The sequence below is a fragment of the Aeromonas sp. PI_26 genome (genome assembly GCF_027854445.1).
Taxonomy (GTDB): domain Bacteria; phylum Pseudomonadota; class Gammaproteobacteria; order Enterobacterales; family Aeromonadaceae; genus Aeromonas; species Aeromonas veronii.
On sequence record NZ_JAJNOE010000005.1, the window covers coordinates 53,406 to 74,484 of the forward strand.

17 protein-coding genes are annotated in these 21,079 nt (G+C 55.5%); 14 read left to right on the top strand and 3 right to left on the bottom strand.

Annotated features, from left to right (window positions below; all coding sequences use genetic code 11):
• The first annotated feature begins 182 nt into the window (after nucleotides 1–182).
• From tdcB to LRL22_RS07555, 5 genes are all read left to right on the top strand, one after another.
• Nucleotides 183–1,187 carry a bifunctional threonine ammonia-lyase/L-serine ammonia-lyase TdcB gene (tdcB, locus tag LRL22_RS07535; RefSeq protein ID WP_270818017.1) on the top strand — a complete coding sequence of 335 codons (1,005 nt, stop codon included), beginning with the start codon at nucleotides 183–185 and terminating at the stop codon, nucleotides 1,185–1,187.
• 11 nt (nucleotides 1,188–1,198) lie between these two features.
• Nucleotides 1,199–2,530 carry a threonine/serine transporter TdcC gene (tdcC, locus tag LRL22_RS07540; protein ID WP_270905080.1) on the top strand — a complete coding sequence of 444 codons (1,332 nt, stop codon included), beginning with the start codon at nucleotides 1,199–1,201 and terminating at the stop codon, nucleotides 2,528–2,530.
• A 201-nt stretch (nucleotides 2,531–2,731) separates the two neighbouring features.
• Nucleotides 2,732–3,940: a propionate kinase gene (tdcD, locus tag LRL22_RS07545; RefSeq protein WP_270905157.1), complete on the top strand. Its 1,209-nt coding sequence runs from the start codon at nucleotides 2,732–2,734 to the stop codon at nucleotides 3,938–3,940.
• A 44-nt stretch (nucleotides 3,941–3,984) separates the two neighbouring features.
• The gene (pflB, locus tag LRL22_RS07550) at nucleotides 3,985–6,279 is read left to right on the top strand and encodes a formate C-acetyltransferase (protein ID WP_270905081.1); all 2,295 of its coding nucleotides are present in this window, start codon (nucleotides 3,985–3,987) and stop codon (nucleotides 6,277–6,279) included.
• A 69-nt stretch (nucleotides 6,280–6,348) separates the two neighbouring features.
• Nucleotides 6,349–6,732 carry a RidA family protein gene (locus tag LRL22_RS07555; RefSeq protein ID WP_270905082.1) on the top strand — a complete coding sequence of 128 codons (384 nt, stop codon included), beginning with the start codon at nucleotides 6,349–6,351 and terminating at the stop codon, nucleotides 6,730–6,732.
• 81 nt (nucleotides 6,733–6,813) lie between these two features.
• Here the strand turns inward: LRL22_RS07555 and LRL22_RS07560 are convergent, their stop codons facing one another.
• Complete coding sequence (locus LRL22_RS07560; protein ID WP_005334651.1) at nucleotides 6,814–8,025, bottom strand: RsmB/NOP family class I SAM-dependent RNA methyltransferase; 1,212 nt, start codon at nucleotides 8,023–8,025, stop codon at nucleotides 6,814–6,816.
• A gap of 222 nt (nucleotides 8,026–8,247) precedes the next feature.
• Here LRL22_RS07560 and LRL22_RS07565 point away from each other — a divergent pair, with 222 nt between their 5' ends.
• The 9 genes from LRL22_RS07565 (at nucleotide 8,248) to LRL22_RS07605 (ending at nucleotide 19,166) form a co-directional block, all read left to right on the top strand.
• Nucleotides 8,248–10,224 carry a reprolysin-like metallopeptidase gene (locus LRL22_RS07565; protein ID WP_270905083.1) on the top strand — a complete coding sequence of 659 codons (1,977 nt, stop codon included), beginning with the start codon at nucleotides 8,248–8,250 and terminating at the stop codon, nucleotides 10,222–10,224.
• Entirely contained in the window at nucleotides 10,221–10,550 is a 330-nt protein-coding gene (locus tag LRL22_RS07570; protein ID WP_236767204.1) for a hypothetical protein, read from the top strand. Before LRL22_RS07565 ends, LRL22_RS07570 begins: the two co-directional genes overlap by 4 nt.
• A gap of 251 nt (nucleotides 10,551–10,801) precedes the next feature.
• Nucleotides 10,802–12,766, top strand: a complete 1,965-nt coding sequence (locus LRL22_RS07575; protein ID WP_270905084.1) for a reprolysin-like metallopeptidase — start codon at nucleotides 10,802–10,804, stop codon at nucleotides 12,764–12,766.
• Nucleotides 12,745–13,083 carry a hypothetical protein gene (locus LRL22_RS07580; RefSeq protein ID WP_201950022.1) on the top strand — a complete coding sequence of 113 codons (339 nt, stop codon included), beginning with the start codon at nucleotides 12,745–12,747 and terminating at the stop codon, nucleotides 13,081–13,083. Before LRL22_RS07575 ends, LRL22_RS07580 begins: the two co-directional genes overlap by 22 nt.
• 304 nt (nucleotides 13,084–13,387) lie before the next feature.
• Entirely contained in the window at nucleotides 13,388–15,514 is a 2,127-nt protein-coding gene (locus LRL22_RS07585; RefSeq protein WP_270905085.1) for a reprolysin-like metallopeptidase, read from the top strand.
• A gap of 176 nt (nucleotides 15,515–15,690) precedes the next feature.
• Nucleotides 15,691–16,329 carry a pyridoxamine 5'-phosphate oxidase gene (gene pdxH, locus LRL22_RS07590; RefSeq protein ID WP_204385223.1) on the top strand — a complete coding sequence of 213 codons (639 nt, stop codon included), beginning with the start codon at nucleotides 15,691–15,693 and terminating at the stop codon, nucleotides 16,327–16,329.
• Nucleotides 16,330–16,365: 36 nt separating this feature from the next.
• On the top strand, nucleotides 16,366–16,980 hold the full coding sequence (locus LRL22_RS07595) for a glutathione S-transferase family protein (RefSeq protein WP_204385224.1): 615 nt from the start codon (nucleotides 16,366–16,368) through the stop codon (nucleotides 16,978–16,980).
• Nucleotides 16,980–18,620 (top strand): GNAT family N-acetyltransferase, encoded by a 1,641-nt coding sequence (locus LRL22_RS07600; protein WP_270905086.1) that lies wholly within the window; start codon nucleotides 16,980–16,982, stop codon nucleotides 18,618–18,620. Before LRL22_RS07595 ends, LRL22_RS07600 begins: the two co-directional genes overlap by 1 nt.
• 6 nt (nucleotides 18,621–18,626) lie before the next feature.
• A complete protein-coding gene (locus LRL22_RS07605) occupies nucleotides 18,627–19,166 on the top strand; it encodes a GNAT family N-acetyltransferase (RefSeq protein ID WP_216979243.1) in 540 nt (179 codons plus the stop codon).
• 96 nt (nucleotides 19,167–19,262) lie between these two features.
• Here LRL22_RS07605 and LRL22_RS07610 read toward each other — a convergent pair whose 3' ends face one another.
• Nucleotides 19,263–19,676, bottom strand: coding sequence for a hypothetical protein (locus LRL22_RS07610; protein ID WP_216979242.1), 414 nt, complete (start codon nucleotides 19,674–19,676; stop codon nucleotides 19,263–19,265).
• Between the two features lie 183 nt (nucleotides 19,677–19,859).
• Nucleotides 19,860–20,990, bottom strand: a complete 1,131-nt coding sequence (locus tag LRL22_RS07615; RefSeq protein WP_227341062.1) for a ribosomal protein uL16 3-hydroxylase — start codon at nucleotides 20,988–20,990, stop codon at nucleotides 19,860–19,862.
• Between the last annotated feature and the right edge of the window lie 89 nt (nucleotides 20,991–21,079).

The following is a 21,079-nucleotide window of genomic DNA, read 5'->3' on the forward strand; positions in this document are numbered from 1 at the left end:
TTTTTAATCCATTTGGATTCAAGTGTTGCTGCCATCACATTTTTTGATAATTTCACCTAAACGCAGTCTCTTTGTAGATTTTTTTGTGTTTATGCTCACATTAATTGCAAGTGATAGAACCTAGTATCGCTTCGCCCTGTGAAATAAAACCCTACAAATTAATAAATAAAAAGAGATTTGCGATGAAGATGTATAGCAATCTGCCCATTGGTCTTCATGATATTACTGAAGCCAAAAAAAGACTGACCAATCATATATACAAGACCGCGCAACTACCCTCTAACTACATCAGTGAACGTTGCCATGGCGAGGTTTACCTCAAGCTTGAAAACATGCAACGTACAGGCTCTTTTAAAATTCGTGGCGCCTTCAACAAGCTCAGTTCATTAAGTCTGGAAGACCGACAAAAAGGTGTTGTCGCCTGCTCGGCGGGCAATCATGCCCAAGGTGTATCACTCTCCAGTGCCATGCTGGGAATTGATGCCAAGGTGGTCATGCCTTGCTGTGCTCCCAAATCAAAAATTGCTGCAACCAGTGACTATTCAGCCAAAGTGATCCTCCATGGAAATAACTTCAATGACACCATTGCCAAAGTCAGCGAAATCGTGGAGATGGAAGGTCGCGTATTTATCCCCCCCTTCGACGATACAAAAGTGATTGCCGGCCAGGGCACCATTGGCCTGGAAATTATCGAAGATTTGTATGATGTCGATAACATTATAGTGCCGATCGGTGGCGGTGGTTTGATTGCCGGTGTTGCCATGGCTATCAAATCTATTAATCCGACCATCAAGGTGATTGGTGTGCAATCCGAGAATGTGCACGGTATGGCGGCCTCTTTCTATGCCGGTACCATGACAAATCACAGAACCAGCAGCACGCTGGCCGATGGCTGTGATGTGGCAAGACCCGGTTCACTGACCTTCGAAATCGTCAAACAATTGGTGGATGATATTGTACTGGTCACCGAGGATGATATTCGTCACAGCATGGTTGACCTTATTCAGCGCAACAAGGTGATTACCGAAGGGGCGGGAGCTCTGGCCTCGGCAGCGCTGCTCAGTGGCAAGCTGAAACATTATGTCGAAGGTAAAAAGACCGTCAGCATTATTTCGGGGGGCAATATTGATCTGACCCGTATCGCCGAAATTATCGAACAGAACAATATTCGTCAATTTAGCCTGTAAGGAATGCAGTCATGATATTAGACAGTGTTGTCACCGGCAGTAAAGAGAATACGCGTGCATGGCGTAAATCGGATACCACATGGGGATTAGGTCTGTTCGGTACTGCTATCGGGGCGGGGGTCTTGTTCTTTCCAATCCGGGCCGGATATGGTGGTCTGATCCCAATATTAATCATGCTGGTGCTGGCTTACCCCATTGCATTTTATTGCCACAGGGCGTTGGCCAGATTATGTCTTTCTGGCAGTAATCCATCGGCAAATATTACCGAGACCGTTGAAGAACATTTTGGCAAGATGGGTGGAGTGGTAATTACCTTCCTCTATTTCTTTGCCATCTGCCCACTGCTGTGGATATATGGTGTGACGATCACCAATACCTTTATGGCATTTTGGGAGCATCAACTACAGTTGGTTCCGCTTAATCGAGGTGTGGTTGCACTGGCATTGTTGATGTTGATGGCATTCGTGATCTACTTCGGTAAAGATCTGATGGTCAAGGTGATGAGCTATCTGGTCTTTCCCTTTATTGCCAGTCTGGTCGTTATCTCTCTCTCCCTCGTCCCGTACTGGAACAGTGCCGTCTTTGATCAGGTCAATCTGAGCGAGATATCGATGTTTGGTCACGATGGTATTCTGGTCACCGTCTGGCTGGGGATCTCCATCATGGTCTTCTCCTTCAACTTCTCGCCGATTGTCTCCTCTTTCATTGTCTCCAAACGGGAAGAGTATGAGCAGGAGTTCGGGCGTGATTTTACCGAGAAGCGCTGCTCGAAGATTATCTCCGGTGCCAGTATGCTGATGGTGGCCGTGGTGATGTTCTTTGCCTTCAGCTGTCTCTTTACCCTGTCACCGCAAAATATGGCGGAAGCCAAAGCCCAGAATATTCCGGTGCTCTCCTATCTGGCCAACCACTTCTCCTCAATGACGGGCAGCAAGTCTGCATTTGCCACCACTTTGGAGTATGCCGCTTCCATCATTGCGCTGGTTGCCATCTTCAAATCCTTCTTCGGCCACTATCTGGGGACGCTGGAAGGGTTGAATGGTCTTATCCTCCGCTTTGGCTATCAGGGCGACAAAAGCAAGGTTTCCAGTAAAAAACTCAATATGGTCAGTATGTTGTTCATCATGGGCTCCACCTGGCTGGTCGCTTATGTGAACCCCAACATCCTCGACCTGATTGAGGCAATGGGGGCGCCAATCATCGCTTCCCTGCTCTGTCTGCTGCCGATGTATGCGGTGAGCAAGACACCGGCACTGGCAAAATATAAAGGTCAGGCCAGCAACCTGTTTGTCACCATCATCGGTGTGCTGACCATCCTGAATATAGTTTCCAAGATGTTCTGAAAACCTTTTCTGCAAGTCATCAACCATTCAGGCCCCCCTGGCGGGGTCTGGATGGTGCAGTCAGACATGAGCAATAACCGGTTCTTCGTTGGCCCAATTGTGTGGGCCCTGGGCAAGGCTATCCATTATTTGGCCACCAAACACATTGGCAAAGATGCTCTGACTGCAGTGACTCGACATCATAAATATCGAGGCGATGTAATGAAGTTTGATTCGTTGGTTCTGGTTATCAATTGCGGCTCCTCATCGGTCAAATTCTCGGTACTGGAGAGTCAATCCTGCGAGGTAGTGATATCCGGTATGGCGGATGGTATTGAGACAGCCCATCCACAATTGCAAGTGGGTAAAGAGCCCGCAATGTCATTAGCTGAAAATAACCACACCTGTGCATTGGCTGCCATCGCGGCGGAATTGAAAAAAAGGGATCTGCTGGATGCCATTGCACTGGTGGGTCATCGAATTGCTCATGGTGGTAGTGAATTTAGCGAAGCCGTGATCATTGATGAACATATATTGGCCAAAATAAAGCAGGTGTCACCCTTAGCCCCCCTGCACAATCACGCCAATCTGAGCGGTGTGATGGCGGCTCGTCAGCTATTTCCCACACAACCCCAAATTGCGGTATTTGATACCGGTTTTCACCAGACCCTCAAGCCGGAAGCTTATATCTATGGGCTGCCTTACCAATATTTGCAGGATTACGGCGTGCGCCGCTATGGCTTCCATGGCACCTCCCATCGCTATGTGGCCGAGCAGGCCTGCGTATTTATGGGGCTGGATGAGCAGCATGCCGGTCTGGTTATCGCCCATCTGGGCAATGGCGCCTCTATTTGCGCGGTACAGGATGGCAAGAGCGTCGATACCTCGATGGGGATGACGCCGCTGGAGGGGTTGATCATGGGCAGCCGAAGCGGCGATATCGATTTTGGCGCGCTGGCCTATATCGCTAGCAAGACGGGGCAATCCATCGAGGATATCGAGCGGGTATTGAACAAGCAGTCCGGTCTGCTGGGTATTTCGGGGCTCTCCTCCGATATGCGGGTATTGGAAGCTGCCTATCACGAAGGACATCCCGGGGCGAAATTGGCCATTCACGCCTTTGTCCACCGTATTGCCCGCCATATCGGCGGCCATGCCACCTCATTGCGCCGGCTGGATGCCGTTATTTTCACCGGCGGGATCGGCGAGAACTCGGCCTTTATCAGAAAGCTGGTATGCGAACGACTTCAGGTATTTGGCGTAGCGATCAGCGAGCCGTTTAACCAGCGTCCCAATAGCGAGGGCTGCCGGGTAATTTCGGCGGCAGAGTCCATGGTGCTGGCGGCGGTTATTCCCACCAATGAAGAGAAAATGATCGCGCTGGATGCCATTCGTCTGGGGCAGCAGGTTCGTCAGGCCGAGTGCGTCTGACATCTTCCACTGTAGTGTCATGAGTAGTGAATGAGGTTTATTTGATGAAAGTTGATATGCAATTGGATCAGGATAAATTCCGTCAGGCATGGCAAGGGTTTGCCGGTGAAAACTGGAAGCACGAGATCAACGTCCGTGATTTTATCCAGCAGAACTACACCCCCTATGAAGGTGACGAACAGTTTTTAGCAGATGCGACCGAAGCGACCACCACTTTGTGGAACAAGGTGATGGAGGGTATCCGTATCGAGAACGCCACCCACGCACCGGTCGATTTTGATACCAATATTGCCACGACCATTACTGCCCACGGGCCAGGGTATATCGAGCAGGGGCTGGAAAAGATTGTTGGCCTGCAAACCGACAAGCCCCTTAAAAGAGCACTGCATCCATTTGGCGGCGTAAATATGATCCGCAGCTCTTTTGAAGCATATGGCCGGGAGATGGATCCCGAATTTGAATATACCTTCAGCGAATTACGCAAAACCCATAACCAGGGCGTGTTCGACGTCTACTCTCCCGAGATGTTGCGCTGCCGAAAATCGGGAATTTTGACCGGTTTGCCGGATGGTTACGGCCGTGGTCGCATTATCGGAGATTATCGTCGGGTCGCGCTCTATGGCATAGATTATATAATCCGTGAGCGGGAGCTGCAGTTTGCCGATCTGCAACCGGCACTTGAACGGGGAGAGCAGCTGGAGCAGGTGATCCGCCAGCGCGAGGAGCTGGCCGAGCACAAGCGGGCACTGGTGCAGATCAAGCAGATGGCGGCCAACTACGGCTTTGACATCTCCGGGCCGGCACGCACTGCCCAGCAGGCAGTCCAGTGGCTCTACTTTGCCTATCTGGCGGCGGTGAAGTCGCAAAATGGCGGGGCCATGTCCCTCGGTCGTACTGCCACCTTCCTCGACATCTATATCGAGCGGGATCTTAAGGCGGGGCTTATCAGCGAGCAGGATGCCCAGGAGCTGGTCGATCACTTCATCATGAAGATCCGCATGGTACGTTTCCTGCGTACCCCCGAGTTTGACTCCCTCTTCTCCGGCGATCCCATCTGGGCGACCGAGGTGATCGGCGGTATGGGGCTGGATGGTCGTACTCTGGTGACCAAGAACTCCTTCCGTTACCTCCACACCCTCAAGACCATGGGGCCGGCGCCCGAGCCCAACCTCACCATCCTCTGGGCGGAAGGATTGCCGCGGGCCTTCAAGACCTATGCCGCCCGTGTCTCCATCGATACGTCATCCCTGCAGTATGAGAACGATGACCTGATGCGTAACGATTTCGAGAGCGATGACTACGCCATCGCCTGCTGCGTGAGCCCTATGGTGATCGGCAAGCAGATGCAGTTCTTTGGGGCCCGTGCCAATCTGGCCAAGACCCTGCTCTACTGCATCAACGGCGGGGTGGACGAGAAGCTGAAGATTCAGGTTGGCCCGAAAGTGGCGCCCATCATGGACGAGGTGCTGGATTACGAGACCGTCATGGCCAGCCTCGACAGCTTTATGGATTGGCTGGCGGTGCAGTACATCAGCGCGTTGAACCTTATTCACTACATGCACGACAAGTACAGCTATGAGGCCTCGCTGATGGCGCTGCACGATCGCGACGTCTATCGCACCATGGCCTGCGGTATCGCCGGTCTGTCGGTGGCGGTCGATTCGCTGGCGGCCATCAAGTACGCCAGGGTCAAGCCGGTGCGCGATGCGGATGGGCTGGCGGTCGATTTCGTGATTGAGGGGGAGTATCCCCAGTACGGCAACAACGACGAGCGGGCCGACTCCATCGCCTGCGATCTGGTCGAGCGCTTCATGAAGAAGATCCAGGCGCTGCCGACCTACCGCAATGCGGTACCGACCCAGTCGATCCTGACCATCACCTCCAACGTGGTGTATGGCCAGAAGACGGGCAACACCCCAGATGGCCGCCGCGCCGGTGCCCCGTTTGCACCGGGAGCCAACCCGATGCACGGTCGGGATCGCAAGGGGGCGGTTGCTTCGCTCGCCTCGGTAGCCAAGCTGCCGTTCAAATACGCCAAGGACGGGATCTCCTACACCTTCTCCATCGTGCCGGGGGCGCTCGGCAAGGAGCCAGCCAATCGCGAGAGCAATCTGGTGGGGCTGATGGATGGCTACTTCCATCATGAGCGGGATGTGGAAGGGGGTCAGCACCTCAACGTCAACGTGATGAACCGCGAGATGCTGCTGGATGCCATCGACAATCCGGACAAGTACCCCAGCCTGACCATCCGGGTCTCCGGTTATGCGGTGCGCTTCAACGCCCTGACCCGCGAGCAGCAGCAGGACGTCATCTCCAGAACCTTCACCAACATGATGTAACTCTCATGCCCGGGGTGAGCAGGCTTGCTCCGGGCCTACTTTTTGTTTGTCAGCACGAGGAAGTAACAGATGCGACAGGTTATCACTACCAAGGCGGCGCCGAGCGCCATCGGCCCCTATGTGCAGGCCACCCGGATTGGCAACATCCTATACACCTCCGGTCAGATCCCGCTGGACCCGGTGAGCGGCGATATTGCGGAGGGTATCGAAGCGCAGACCCTGCGTTCCTTGCAAAACGTACAGGCGATTGTCGAGGCTGCAGGTGGCGAGGTGCGCAACATCTTCAAGACTACGGTGTTTGTCTCGGATCTGAACGACTTTGCTGCGGTGAATCAGGTCTACAACGACTTCTTCACCGAGCACGATGCCATGTATCCGGCGCGCTCTTGCGTGGAAGTGGCCCGCTTGCCGAAGGATGTGAAGATCGAGATAGAGGCGATTGCTGCGCTGTAACCCCATCGGGAGTGTGTCAGCAAGCCAAAACAGAGCGGCTGCCAATGGCAGCCGCTTTTGTCTATATGGTCATCGGGCAGATCAGGCGATCCGTTCGATACGAGCCATGTAGAAGCCGTCGAAGCCTGTCTCGGACGGGCTCACGGTGTGATCGTCACGCAGACGGAAGTTTTCGTTGGCGGCGAGGAACTTGTCCACCTGCTGGCGGTTCTCCTCGGGCAGGATGGAGCAGGTTGCATAGACCAGCAGGCCGCCGACTTTCACCATCTGGCTGTAACGCTGCAGGATCTCTTCTTGCAGCGCGACCAGCACCGGCAGACGCTCGGCGGTATCACGCCACTTGGCATCCGGATTGCGCTTGAGTACGCCAAGACCTGAGCAGGGCACGTCCAGCAGTACACGGTCGGCGCTCTCTTTGAGGCGCTTGACGGTCTTGCTGCTGGTGATGACCCGGGTCTCCACGTTGTGGGCACCGGCGCGACGGGCGCGTTGCTTGAGGTTCTCCAGCTTCCACTCTTCCACATCCATCGCCAGCAGGCGGCCTTTGCCCTGCATCATGGCGGCGATATGCAGGGTCTTGCCACCGGCACCGGCGCAGGCGTCGATGACGCGCATGCCTGGGGCAACTTCCAGCGCAGCAGCAACCAGCTGGGAGCCAGCGTCCTGCTGCTCGAAGCAACCATCGGCAAAGGCCTTGGTACGGAACAGGGCGGCGTCGGAGGTGACCTGCAGGGCAGTCTCCACACCTTCAACCGGAATGGTGGTGACATGCTCTTTGGCCAGAATGGCTTGCAGCTCATCACGGGTGCACTTGAGGGTGTTGACCCGAAGGTAGCGCTTGGGCATCCAGGCTAGGGCGGCACGCTCGGCAGGCCAGGCTTCACCCAGCTGCTCGCTACCCAGTTTCTCCAGCCAGCTCGGGCAACCATCCATCAGCACAGGATTCTTCTTCGCCTCGGTCAGACGGCGGCGGAATGCCTCTTCATTGAAGCGATCCAGGGTCGGGTTGTTGGGCTGGGCAATTTTGTGGAAAGCGTGCCAGCTGTGCAGCAGTGGCCAGACATTCTTTTCGGCCTGACGCACCTGAATACCGGTGAGGAAACAATAGAGGCTGAGACGGCGCAGCAGGTCGCCGGTGACCAGGGCAATCCTTGCCTGTTCTTGCGGTTTGAGTTCGATGCCGGAGAAGTGACGGGCATAGGCGCGGTCGAGGGTAAGACCCTGACCGAGCACATCGTCAACAATGGCAACGACCAGATCCCCGAAACGGGGCAACAGTGGGGATTTGAGCATGAGATTAACCTTGGCCAGATAAAGATGAACCGCACCTTTGTGAAGAGGAGCCGTTCTAAAATTGACAAATCCGCGCAATGATAGGGGTTAGACGGGGTTGGCGCAACACTCCCACTCGGGAATGGTGGAAAGGGTTGCTTCAGCTTTGTATTGATGTGGCCGAATAAAAATAAAGTACAGGCCGCAATTCAGGCGATTGCATTAATACAAGGACTAAAAACAATGCATGTGACGAAATACTCTACGGTGGCCTTGCTGATGGCCAGCATGCTGGGCTCAACCAGCCTGATGGCCAGCGAATGGGGCACGGTTGCCGCCAGAGCAACAGCAGATGAGGACTATGAGGTGCGGGCCCATCAGTTCCGGGTCGCCAAAGTGCCGCTCGACTATTTTGCCGGACTGCAAGCCGGGGCGAGTGAGCTGACCCTGCCGCTGCCCGATGGGGGGGAGGTCACCTTTGCTCTGGAAGCTTACGACGTGCTGCCCGCAGACCTTGCCGCCAAGTATCCGCAGATCCGTACCTTCAAGGGGCACAACCCGGCGCATCCGATAGAGACAGGGCGCTTCGATCTGGGGCCGCAAGGTTTCCACGCCATGTTCAGCCATCAGGGCAAGATGGTGTTTGTCGATCCGCTGCGCAATGCCGAAGGCTACGCCGTCTATTACCAGCAGGATGCCCATAGTCGATTGGAAGAGACGGCAGATGAGGTGATAGGGCCCAAGCTCAGCAAACTGGTGCGCAAGGTGCAAGTGGATGGCAATGTTCGCAAGCGCTACGTCATTGCCATTTCGGCGACAGGAGAATTTACACAATACCACGGTGGCTCCAAAGCGCTTACCATGGCGGCGATTGCGACCTTGCTCAACCGCGTCAATCAGGTCTATCAACGGGATGTGGGCGCCGAATTCGTGCTGGCCAGTGGCAATGACAACCTGATCTTTACCGATCCGGCCAGCGACTTGTTTGCCAATGATAATTCGGATGCGCAGACCAATATCGGGGTACAGGCTTATTACTTTACCAATATGCAGCTCGGTAATTTTGATATCGGCCATGTACTCAATACCGGTAGCGGTGGTCTGGCCGGTTTGGCAGTGCTCTGCACCAATCAGAAGTCTGGCGGGATGTCGGGTTCACCCACACCGGTGGGAGACGCTTTCTTCGTTGACTATGTGGCTCATGAAATTGGCCACCAGTTTGGTGCCGATCATACCTTCAACGGCACTACCGGGAGTTGCGGTGCTGGTACCCGGGTTGCGAGTCAAGCCTATGAGCCTGGTAGTGGCAGCTCCATCATGGCCTATGCCGGTATTTGTGGTGATGAGAATATCCAGACTCACAGCGACCCCTATTTTCATAGCAAGTCCATCGAGCAGATGCGTGCGCACATGGCGACCGTATCGACTTGCGGAACCACACTCGCGTTGAGCAATAATGCCCCGCAGGCAGCTGCAGGGGGGGACTATGTGATCCCTGCCAATACGGCCTTTATGTTAAAAGGGGCTGGTGGAGATCTGGATAATGATTCTCTGCTCTACAACTGGGAGCAGATCGATCTGGGTACTGAATCGAGTAGTGCCGCCACCATGATTGACGATGGCTCCCGGCCGCTGTTTCGTTTTGTCTCTCCCACGGCATCGCCGGAGCGGATCCTGCCGAGTTTGCCATCCCTGCTCTCCGGCACGCTTGCCAAAGGAGAGGCCTGGCCGACTACCAACCGGGATCTCAATTTCAGACTAACGGTGCGTGATGGTCAGGGTGGAGTTGCCAGTGATGACATGAAAGTGCAAGTGATCAATACCGGTGCGGCATTTCGCATCACCAACCCGTTTTACGGGGTGACTCTCACTCCGGGGGCCAGTCAGGCCATAGCATGGGATGTGGCGGGCACAACTGTGGCGCCGATTAGTTGCAGCAAGGTGGACATCTCGGTGACCCAGGATGAGGGCGCAAGCTGGACAATGCTCGCAGCCGGACAACCCAATAACGGCGCAGCAACGGTAACGTTGCCTGCCGATCTCACCAGCAGCGTCAGGCTGAAAGTGGCATGCAGCGACAATATCTTCTTTGCCATCAGTCCCCTCAAATTGCCTCTGGTGCAAGGTGGCTCCACTTCAGGTGGCGGCGGTGGTGGCGGGGCGCTCGGATTGTGGACGCTGGCTCTGGCACTGCTCGGCTGGCAACGGAGGCGTACATGAAGGGAGTCCCTCTGTTGCTGCTTGTCATGCTCGGCGGTTGTCAGGCCGATGCCAGTACGCTGGAACAGGAGCTGAGCGCAAACCTCGCCAGACAGGATTACCGCCTGATAGTGATAGCCGGGCGGGGAGAGTTCGCCCCCGGTATTGCAGCCGAGCAGCAGGCAGAGGCCAAGGCGCGCTGTGGCAAGCGTTATCTGGATGGATTGGGCGATGTGATAAGGCCCGGTCAGCAAGAGATACATGCCAGGTTGAGCGCTTACGCCAGCGAGTATAACCAGCGTATGGTGATTCATTGCCCAATAGCATCGGGCGCGGATAAGCAGTAATACGCCAACGAACCAACCCAAATGGGGGGATATTCAGCCCCCTATCTATCCGTGAAGGCGCCAATGGCGCCTTCACTTTTTCCGTTGTTGAATGGGACCAGTCTGTATTGCCTGAGATGGGGAGCGCGGGTGTAGCACGATTTTTCAGCGTGACAGAAGTTTTGTGCGAATTTTCTTTTCTGTCTGTCACGCAGATCGTCAATTGACGCTGCACCATACTTGTTGTCACCAAGGTAGGGCAAGGAGGCTCTATGAAGCATGGCATTGCGGTGATTATCACCAGTTTGTCTGTTCAGGTTGCAGCAGAACCACAGTGGACCTTCATGGATGAAAACTTGGAAAGGGGAGGGGTCTATGATGTGCGCGCTGAAAAGGTCAGAGTGGTGGTTCCTGACAAGCCTTTTGAACCCGGGCATCTCGCCAGTGTATTGACCTTGCCATTGCCGGATGGCACTACGGTGCAGTTTGATGTTCATCCCAATGCCTTGCTCCCGGAGTCTTTGGCCCAGCGCTACCCTTCTATCAATACTTACAGTGGGAAGGCTATCGATCGGGCGGCGGATACAGGCCGATTCGATGTCACCACACATGGTTTTCACGGTATGTTTACCCATCAGGGGCGTACCTTTTATGTCGATCCGCTTCAGGACGGTTTCTCTTATGCCGTTTATGAACAGCAAGATGCCTGGCGGCGACAGGATGTGGATCAGGTGATTGATCCTCATGGTATCGAGCGTGAGCGAGCTGTGCTGGTCGATGGCAATTTGCGCAAGCGCTACACCATCGCCATCTCGGCAACCGGGGAATATACCCAGTATCACGGTGGTACCAAGGTTGCAGCACTCTCGGCCATTGCAACACTGCTTAATCGGGTCAATGAAGTCTATCGCCGTGATGTGGGGGCCGAGTTTCAGCTTGCAGCCGATACAGACAAGGTGATTTTCACTGATCCGGCGACGGATCCTTTCACCAACTCGACCCAGGATATTGCCATCAATCAGGTCCAACAGGATTTGCTGTTGAATCCATCCTTTGATTTGGGCCATCTGCTGGCGACATCAGGCGGCGGAGTGGCGACCCTGAGATCCCTCTGTAACCCGTTTAGCCGTTCACGGGGCATGACCGGAGGGTCACAGCCTATCGGCGATGCATTCTTTATTGATTATGTGGCTCACGAATTGGGGCACCAGCTGGGGGCCGAGCACTCCTTCAATGGCATGGCCGATAGTTGTGCCACGGGTCGCAAGGCTAGCTCAGCTTGGGAACCGGGCAGTGGCTCGACCATCATGGCCTATGCCGGGATCTGTGGTGAGGAGAATCTGCAGGTTAACAGCACACCTTTCTTTCACAGCAAGTCGATCGAGCAGATGCGGGCTCTGATGGCCTCTCTGCCCTCCTGCGGCACCGACCTAGCGCTTGCCAATAACGCGCCGGTTGTGGATGCGGGGGGCGATAGGGTGATCCCCGCCAATACGCCTTTCACTCTTGTCGGTAGTGCGCTGGATCTGGATGGTCATCCCCTCAGTTACACCTGGGAGCAGGTTGATCTTGGCAATGCATCCTACAGCGTGGCAACCATGGTGGATGATGGAACCCGCCCGCTGTTTCGCTTTGTTTCACCAACATCGGATCCCCGTAGAACATTACCCGCCATGAGCTCTCTGATATCGGGTGTCTTGGCCAAAGGAGAGGCGTGGCCTGCGACCAATCGCAATCTCCAGTTCAGCCTTACCGTACGTGATGGTCAGGGGGCGGTGAGCAGTGATGAAATGGTGGTTCAGGTGATCAATACCGGCGCGGCATTTGCCATCACAGCTCCGCAGATCGGCGCCATGGTGGCGGGTAGCACTCAGCTAGTGACATGGAATGTTGCTGGGACCGATCAGCCTCCTATCAATTGTCCCAGCGTGGATTTGGCACTGACACAGAATGGCGGCTCTACCTGGACTACGCTGGCAAGCGGGCTTGCCAATAATGGTTCGGCCAGTGTGGTGTTGCCTGCACCGTTGACCAGCACGGCCAGGCTGAAGCTGGCATGCAGCAATAATATTTTTTTCTCCATCAATGGGATAAGAGGTAATGCGTCTGCCACTACGGAAAGTGCAACTGTCATTACCGAGAACAATGCGGGTGGCGGCGGTGGTGGTGGTGCAGTGAATCTTATCGTGATCCTCCTGATGGGAGGGGCAGCCGGATGGCGCAGGTATTACGGTTAGTCGTCAGTTTGCTGTTTCTATATATCTGCGCAGCGCCTGTTGTGGCCGCATCACTGACCGAGGCAATAGATGAGAGTCTTGCTGCTCAGGATTATCGGCTCATCGTGCGCGGCGGGCGCGGTGGTATGGCCCCGGGGGTTGTGGAGTCATTGCAAGCAGAAGCGATAACCCGGTGCGGAGTCCGTTATCTGAAAGGGTTCGGTGATGTCATTGAGATGGGCAAGGAGTCGGAGTTTGAGCTGCGGATTGACTATGCCACCCGATATAACCGACAGATGCTGGAAAGGTGCATGCCGGAGGCGATTTCAAGGCCGTAGTGGCTGTTCAACAACGGCGTGTAAATCGGCATGATTGGAGTTATAACTCTAATATTCCAAACATAGTGATAGCCTCAGGGAATGATTCGATGACTCACATATGAGCCTCCATATAATTTTTTTTGGAGTTTTAACTCTATTAAAAGAACTGCTGAAAATGCTAACAAAATGAGCTGCTTATAAACTTTAACTCACTAACCTTATGATTTTAAATGAAATAAAATTCATTTGATTTTTATTGAAAAAGTTGAATTGTGACTTGTGTCACGTTATTCTCGCCGGCTGTTCAGTCAGGTGATTAATAATGATGAAGTTCACAATAAATGCAATCTCAGTTGTCATCGCAATGTCAGCCAATATCGCGCTGGCATCCCCATGGCATATGATCGAAAAACGCAGCAAGCAGGCCGATGAACCTGTAAGGGCTCGCGCATACAATATCTTTGAGGTAGAACCGGATTTTTTAGAAAATCTGCGCTTGGGCCAAACCGTGATTGCGCTACCATTGCCTGATGGCAAGATGGTGCAATATGAATTGGAAGCCTATTCCGTATTACCGCCTGCGCTGGCAGCAAAATACCCAGATATCATGACCTATAAAGGGCATGAAGTGGGTACCGCCAGCAATACCGGTCGCTTTAATATTTCTCCACGCGGTTTTAACGGCATGTTTATGCATGCTGGAGAGCAGGTGTTTGTCGATATTCAGCGCAACGGTACCTACGCTGTCTATTACAAAAAAGATGCACATTCAATGAGTGGCAAGAATATCAAGGAGATCATTGAAAAATCCGAGCCGAAAAAAAATCTAGAAAATAATACTGAAGCGGCTCGTAACGAGGCTAGTTATAGCAAGGCAGCGCTTACCCAGTACAGCATTGCATTCTCTACCACTGGTGCATATACCAAGTTCTTTGGCGGCAAGGCGCAAGCCTTGGATTCACTGGCTGTATTGGTTAACCGTTTAAATGAGGTGTATGAAAGGGACTTGGGTGTTCGTTTCGTATTGGCAGAGGGAAATCACAATATTATATTCGAAAATCTTGCTGACGATCCTTTTGTGAATGGTAGATATCCAGGTGAAACAAGAGATACTCTTATAAATGCTAGAGTTCAGAGAGAGAAACTGATTAGTAGAGAGATTGGTTATTTCGACCTTGGCCATGTATTGACCGCGGGTAAAGATGCAGGTTCGGCGAGAGTTGGGTCATTATGTGATGACATAGGATATTTTTATTCATCTAGGTCTCAAGCTGTTACGGGAAATATCAATCCTGTTGGTGATGCATTTTTTATTGACTTCGTTGCGCATGAAATTGGCCATCAATTTGGCGCCAATCATACCTACAATGCAAATGGGACACAAAGAGAGCCCTCTATGGCATGGGAGCCAGGCAGTGGTAGTTCAATAATGGGTTATGCGGGCTTGATGGGGGAGCAAAACGTACAGCTCAACAGCGAGGCTTATTTTCATAGCAAGTCGATTGAGCAGATGCTGCACCATATCATCGCGAGAGAAGCCAAAGCGCAGAAAGGGGAGATCGAAATCAAGGACGCAGCGATTCTTGCACCGACTATCGCATCGCGTTGTGGCGCCTCTATTCCGAGACAGAATGGGGACAATTTGGAGCCGGAAATTACCGAAGTGCCGCCAGTGCATGTGATCCCTAAAGGTGTGGCATTTAGCCTGAGTGGTAAGGGCAGTGACCCTGATGGTGATGCACTTGTTTACACTTGGGAGCAGGTTGACCTGAGTGATGATGCAACGACGAGTGGCCATCAATTGAGCTCCGGGTTCCTTGCTACTGGTCCCCTTTATCGTTACGCCGCGCCGACAACATCCCCGGTTCGCCACTTTCCTTCGCTGGCTACCCAGTTAAAAGGGGAAGCTGAGAAAGGTGATGTCTGGGTTAATGTACCGCGCACTCTGAATTTCCGCTTGGTGGCCCGTGATGGCAAAGGTGGTGGTGCCTATGATGAGACCTCGGTCGAGGTGGTCGATACAGGTTCACAAACCTTCAAGATATTGCCAGCCCCTGACCAGCGTATTCTGGTTGGTAGCCCGACCACAGTGAATTGGCAAGTAGCTGGAACCGATGGTGGCCACATCAACTGCCAGCGGGTCGATATCAGTTATAGCAACGATGAAGGCAAGAGTTGGCAGCCGCTGGTCAATGGCGTGAACAACAATGGCGCCCATGAGGTGACCATTCCGGCCAATGTTGGCAGCGCTGTTCGCCTCAAGCTGGCCTGTAGCGACAATATCTTCTATGCCATTACGCCAAAACTGGCGACCAAGAGCAGTAACACACCGGCTCCCCAGCCTGAAAGCAATGGCGGCGGCGGTGGCGGTGGTTCGACCGGTCTGTTCGCGCTGCTGGGCCTTGGTATCGCTGCGCTGCTGCGTCGTCGTGAGACCATGAGCTACTAAACCAGATAACCCAAGGGTGAAATTACCCATCTTTGGTAAATTGATGAACCAAGCGAAGAGGCGTGAGCCTCTTCGCTTTTTTGTATGGTTTACAAGGTTCCTTTATCGAGCGCACAATGCCTGCAATCATTCTCTTGATGGTCGTGGAACCATTATTTATTTGAAGGAAAATCAAGATGATGGATGTTGCTGATCTGCGCCGTGAGTATACCCGTGGCGGGCTGCACCGGGCCGATCTGCCGGCCGAGCCGCTGGCGCTGTTCGAGAAGTGGTTGGCGCAGGCTTGTGAGGCCAAACTGACCGATCCCACCGCCATGGTGGTGGCGACGGTGGATGCCGATGGTCAGCCCTGGCAGCGCACCGTGCTGCTCAAGCACTACGACGCCCAGGGGATGGTCTTTTACACCAACATGGGCAGCCGCAAGGCGCAGCAGCTGGAAGGCAACCCCCGTATCAGCCTGCTCTTTCCCTGGCATACGCTCGACCGTCAGGTTCATGTGACCGGTCGGGTGGAGAAGATGAGCACCTTCGAGGTGATGAAGTATTTCCACAGCCGTCCCAAGGATAGCCAGATCGCCGCCTGGGTCTCCAAGCAGTCGACCCGCATATCGGCCCGTGGCGTGCTGGAGGCCAAGTTCCTCGAGCTCAAGCAGAAGTTTGCCAATGGCGAAGTGCCGCTGCCGAGCTTCTGGGGCGGATTCCGGGTGATGATCGAGACGGTGGAGTTCTGGCAGGGGGGCGAGCACCGGCTGCACGACCGCTTCTACTACACCCGCGACGGGGATGGCTGGCATATCGAGCGTCTGGCTCCCTGAGCGCGCTATTCAAATCTGTTTTCACAAGGAGTGTGTATGCGTCTGTATGGTGATCTGCGTTCCGGCAACTGTTACAAGGTGTGGCTGCTGGCCCGCTGGCTGGAGCTGCCCCTTGAGTGGGTAGAGGTGGATATTCAGGCGGGGGATACCCGTACCCCCGCATTTCTGGCCATGAACCCCAACGGCAAGATCCCGGTGCTGGAGATTGGCCAGGGCGATACGCTGGCGGAATCCAACGCCATCCTCTTCTATCTGGCGCAAGGCAGTACCTTGTGGCCAACCGATCCGCGCCAGCAGGCCGAGGTGCTCAAATGGATGTTCTTTGAGCAGTACAGCCATGAGCCCTACATCGCGGTGGCCCGCTTTATCGTTCACTATCTCGGCCGACCCGAGTCGCAGGAGGCGAGGCTCGACGGTCTGAAAGCCGGTGGCGAGAAGGCGCTGGCGGTAATGGAGCAGCAGCTGAAACAGAGCCCCTACCTGTGCGGTGATGCGCCTACCATCGCCGATATCGCCCTTTATGCCTACACCCATGTGGCAGAGGAGGGGATCTTCTCCCTGCAGGGATGGCCAGCTATCCGTAGCTGGATCGCCCGTATCGAAGCCCATCCCCGTCACCTGACGCTGCCAGCGGCCTGTCAGGCCAGCTGATGGAACTGCTGATCGAGGCCAGTCTGTGGCAACCGCAGTGGGCTGCGCTGTTGCCGCACTGGCAGCAGCAGGGTCATCGCTGGCAGCTGCTGCTGGGCAAAGAGGCGGCGGCTGCCCTCGATCAAACCGATGCACCCTGGGCGAGCAGCCCTCCAGACGGGGTGCTCTGCCCGGGAGCCCTGCTGACTGCCTGGCTCGATGGGGATCTGCTGGCGGATTTTCATGTTGATCCCAGCCGCCAGGTTCTGATCAGTGCCTCTACCTCCCTATTGACCCTCGCCAAGGAGCAGGGACTGCTCACCCTTGGCCCTGTGGGGGCCGATCTGCCGCTCACCCCCGAGGCCGATTTGGGTGCCGTGCTTAATCGCCTGCTGGCGCGCCGCGTGATGATACCGACGTTGGCCGAGGATTCGCACGCCGCTGGCGTCGTGCTGCGACCACTGCAGGCCGCCGATGAGCGCGAGATAGTGCGCTACTGCAGCGACGAGGCGCTGGCCCGCTATACCCTCAATATTCCTCACCCCTATCCGCCGGAGGGGGCCCGCGACTGGCTGGCCCTTAGCTGGCGCAAGGCGGCGCTTGGCCTTGGCTGGAGCTGGGCCATCACCTTGCCAGAGGAGCAAGGGGCGGCGCTGGTTGGGGTGATCTCCCTGCACTGGAATGGCGAGCTCGCCTGGTGGGTGGGCGTACCTTGGCAAAATCGCGGTCTGGCGACTCGGGCCGCCAGCTTGGTCAAGGAGTTTGCCTTTGACCAACTTAAACTGCCGGCGCTGACGGCTCGCCATATGCCAGACAATTTAGCCTCCGGCCGGGTGATGGCAAAACTGGGGATGCACTATCGCGGGCGGCGCCATATCAGCGGTCGTCAGCCGTGCGAGGTGAGCTACTGGCGGCTGGATCGCGCGCCCTCCTTGCCCAGCCCCTTGCCCGAGGAAATTGCCCGCTGGCTGGCAGATGAGCGGATCGCCGTGGTGATCCTGTGGGATCCTGCCACGACCAATCGGCAGAGTGCCAACGGCAAGCTGGCCATCTCGCTCTTTGTGGATGAGAGGGGCGAGGGGGAGAAGCCCTGTTTTCTGCGTTGCCCGCCGCATCTTGAGAGGTTGCTGGCGCTGCACTGTTACCCCGTCGATCTGCTGGAGCAGGCCGAACCGGAGCAGTTGTCCCATCTTGGCGGCGTCTTGCTGAAAGACAGGGATGAACGGGGGCTGGCGTGGCTGCTGCAACTGGTCGCGCTGCAGCGTCAGGGGCCCGAGCTGCTTAGCCGCGAGGAGCGCGTATCACGGCTCCACTGGTTCAACCAATTGATGGCGCAGGCGCTGGGCGGCAACGGTGACTCTTCGCAGATACGCTATCAGCAGTTACGGCTGCTGGTGGAGCTGCCGGAGCTGGTCGACGAGCTGGATGGCTGTTGGCATCAAACGCCCGAACTGACCTTTGAGCGGTTGGCGCGGGAGGCTCCCGCCCTCTGGCTGGCCTACCGCGAGGCGATGAACAGGGCCACCCCGGCTACGCTAACAGCCTTGCAGCAGCAGTTTGCCGCTCGTTTTCCTGAGTGCACCCTCCCATTTTTGGACAAAGGTACTCAGAATGACCAGCCGTTGTGTGGAATAATGCCCGCTCTGCTGTACGAGGAGTAATACCTGATGTTGAGAACCGAGCGCCCCGGTGACATGCTGCCGGTCTATGAGCTGCTGAGTGCCGCCTTCGGTCGTTCCGATGAGGCCGAACTGGTCAACCGCCTGCGCGAATGTGGTGCCGCCGTAGTGACCATGGTCGAAGAGGAAGAGTACGAGTTCATGGGGCACCTGATGCTAAGCCCGATCACCATTAACGGCATGGAAGGGCCCTGGCTCGGTCTGGCGCCGGTCGCGGTTCATCCTGACTGGCAAGGTCAGGGGATTGGCTCGGATCTTATCCGTGAAGGGCTTGATACGGCGCTCGAGATGGACTGGAAAGGGGTGGTAGTACTCGGGGATCCGGCCTATTACAGCCGTTTCGGTTTCCGCCCGGCCAGCGAGTTTGGCCTCCACTGCATCTATGAGGTGCCTGCCGACTGCTTTATGGCGATGGAGCTGCAGGAAGGGGGGTTTGCGGGAGTGCAGGGGGAGGTGCTCTATCACCCCCTGTTTGATGAACTCCCTGACGAGCTGCCGGACGCGCAGGCAGAAGAGTCCTATTTATAGCGAGAAGTCGCAGCGACAAGCCATAGCGAAAAAGCCCTCATCGAGGGCTTTTTCAGTTTATATCAGTCCCTGCCGGACTTATTCGAGCAAATTGGCTCAGGCAATGATGTCGAGCTGGGTGCCCTTGCGATTATCTTCGCCCACCATGTCACCCATCTGCTGGGCGAGCGGGCTCTGCTGGAATTGCATGTAGTCGCTGAGATTCTGCTGGCGCTGGTAGCGAGTCGCAGCCTGATACATATCAGCCGTGCTCGGGCCCGACTTGCTGTCGCTCTCCTGACCGCTGGCCTCCAGGTAGCGCTCCACCACGGCTTTATCTTGCTGGTTAGCCGTATAAGAGACCGCCATGGCTCTGCGAGCCGTTGCTCTCTCTTCGCTCTGTGCCTGCACTTCATCCTTCTTGGTCAGTGCTTCGTTACGGGCCTGACTGACCTGCTCGGGTGTGACAGCGGGAGAGGAGGGATATTTGCCGTAATCGGGCAGCGGCATGGGCCGGGAGGTGATTTGCATGTTGGCGCTTCTCTTGTGAACAGGGACGGACGCATGATACCCATCCATTTTAGTTCAATAAATCACCACCTGTCGGTTCATCAAGAGTGGGTTCAGCTTCGCGCATCGATTGTTAATTGAACCGCCTCTGAGTGACAAAAAAGGCGCCATAAGGCGCCTTTTTATCCTTCGGTTACTGCCGGATCAGTTGAAGAACCAGTAACCACGGTTGACCAGACGGGTCAGCAGTTGCAGGAAACCAGCCTGATCGGCCAGCTCCACCATATCGGCCTGAGTGATGATGTCCTTGTCACACAAGAGCGAAATGGCTGCCGCGTCTTCGCTCTGCAGGGTCCAGGCTTCGCCATCGATGAAGCACTGCTGGCTCTCGCCGCTAAACCAGACGGTGCGCAGGCCTGGTACCTTGATGGCTGGCTCGCCCTGGGTCAGCAGGTCGGCCACTTCCTCGGCGCTGTAGTCTGGCTCCACCGGATTGACGTCCAGATCGTGCTTGGCCTCGGAGATCATGGTGCCGAACCACTCCTTGAACAGAGTCTCGTCATCGAGGGCCTGCTGCATCAGCTCGCGCAGACGGTGCAGCTCGTGGGGCTGGATCTCGCCGTGACGGGCGCGGGGCTTGAGATCGGCATCGCCGTAACGCTCGGTACGCACCTCGTTGTCGATCAGGTGATCGGCAAAGGAGGAGATAAGCGCCTTGGCATCCGGTGCGCGGAAACCCACCGAGAAGTTCATGGAGGGCTCGATGGCGTAGCCTTCGTGGGGGAATCCGGGCGGAATGTAGAGGATGTCGCCCGGCTCCATGATGACGTCGATGATCGCCTCGAACGGCTCGCAGTGCAGCAGGGCGGCGTGGGCGGCGAACTCGTTGAGGGGCTTGGCATCGCCGACTCGCCAGTGGCGTTTGCCCAGACCCTGGGTGATGAACACATCGTAATTGTCGATGTGAGGGCCGACACCCGCATGGGGGGTGGAGAAGCTCACCATCACATCGTCAAAGCGCCAGCCCGGAATGAACTGGAACGGTACCGCCAGCTCGTTTACTTCGGGAGCCCAGTGGTTGCAAGCCTGTACCAGAATGGTCCAGTTCTCTTCGCCCAGATGGTCGTAGGATTCGAAGGGGCCGTGGGCAGCATCCCACTTGCCGTCGAAACGGGTGACGAGGCGAGACTCTACCACATCTTCCATGGCCAGACCCGCCAGCTCGTCCGGGCTGATGGGATCCTGAAAGTCCTTGAAGCCCCCCTTGATAAGGAGCGGGCGCTTCTGCCAGTAGTGCTCAAGGAAGTGAGCGATATCCAGATTGAGTTCGTACATGCTGTTTCTCGTGTCTCGCAAAGAGGTTTTGCCCAAGGCGGGCTTGGGAAAAGCCACTCGGGATCCTGCCGTGGCAGGGAAAATAACAG

Bases quoted from the DNA above. Each gene is read 5' to 3' on its own strand.
- LRL22_RS07615 (WP_227341062.1), bottom strand. From the start codon at position 20,990: ATGTACGAACTCAATCTGGATATCGCTCACTTCCTTGAGCACTACTGG.
- LRL22_RS07600 (WP_270905086.1), top strand. From the start codon at position 16,980: ATGGAACTGCTGATCGAGGCCAGTCTGTGGCAACCGCAGTGGGCTGCG.
- tdcD (WP_270905157.1), top strand. From the start codon at position 2,732: ATGAAGTTTGATTCGTTGGTTCTGGTTATCAATTGCGGCTCCTCATCG.
- LRL22_RS07595 (WP_204385224.1), top strand. From the start codon at position 16,366: ATGCGTCTGTATGGTGATCTGCGTTCCGGCAACTGTTACAAGGTGTGG.
- LRL22_RS07605 (WP_216979243.1), top strand. From the start codon at position 18,627: ATGTTGAGAACCGAGCGCCCCGGTGACATGCTGCCGGTCTATGAGCTG.
- LRL22_RS07560 (WP_005334651.1), bottom strand. From the start codon at position 8,025: ATGCTCAAATCCCCACTGTTGCCCCGTTTCGGGGATCTGGTCGTTGCC.
- tdcC (WP_270905080.1), top strand. From the start codon at position 1,199: ATGATATTAGACAGTGTTGTCACCGGCAGTAAAGAGAATACGCGTGCA.
- LRL22_RS07555 (WP_270905082.1), top strand. From the start codon at position 6,349: ATGCGACAGGTTATCACTACCAAGGCGGCGCCGAGCGCCATCGGCCCC.
- LRL22_RS07570 (WP_236767204.1), top strand. From the start codon at position 10,221: ATGAAGGGAGTCCCTCTGTTGCTGCTTGTCATGCTCGGCGGTTGTCAG.
- LRL22_RS07585 (WP_270905085.1), top strand. From the start codon at position 13,388: ATGATGAAGTTCACAATAAATGCAATCTCAGTTGTCATCGCAATGTCA.
- tdcB (WP_270818017.1), top strand. From the start codon at position 183: ATGAAGATGTATAGCAATCTGCCCATTGGTCTTCATGATATTACTGAA.
- pdxH (WP_204385223.1), top strand. From the start codon at position 15,691: ATGATGGATGTTGCTGATCTGCGCCGTGAGTATACCCGTGGCGGGCTG.
- LRL22_RS07575 (WP_270905084.1), top strand. From the start codon at position 10,802: ATGAAGCATGGCATTGCGGTGATTATCACCAGTTTGTCTGTTCAGGTT.
- pflB (WP_270905081.1), top strand. From the start codon at position 3,985: ATGAAAGTTGATATGCAATTGGATCAGGATAAATTCCGTCAGGCATGG.
- LRL22_RS07565 (WP_270905083.1), top strand. From the start codon at position 8,248: ATGCATGTGACGAAATACTCTACGGTGGCCTTGCTGATGGCCAGCATG.
- LRL22_RS07610 (WP_216979242.1), bottom strand. From the start codon at position 19,676: ATGCAAATCACCTCCCGGCCCATGCCGCTGCCCGATTACGGCAAATAT.
- LRL22_RS07580 (WP_201950022.1), top strand. From the start codon at position 12,745: ATGGCGCAGGTATTACGGTTAGTCGTCAGTTTGCTGTTTCTATATATC.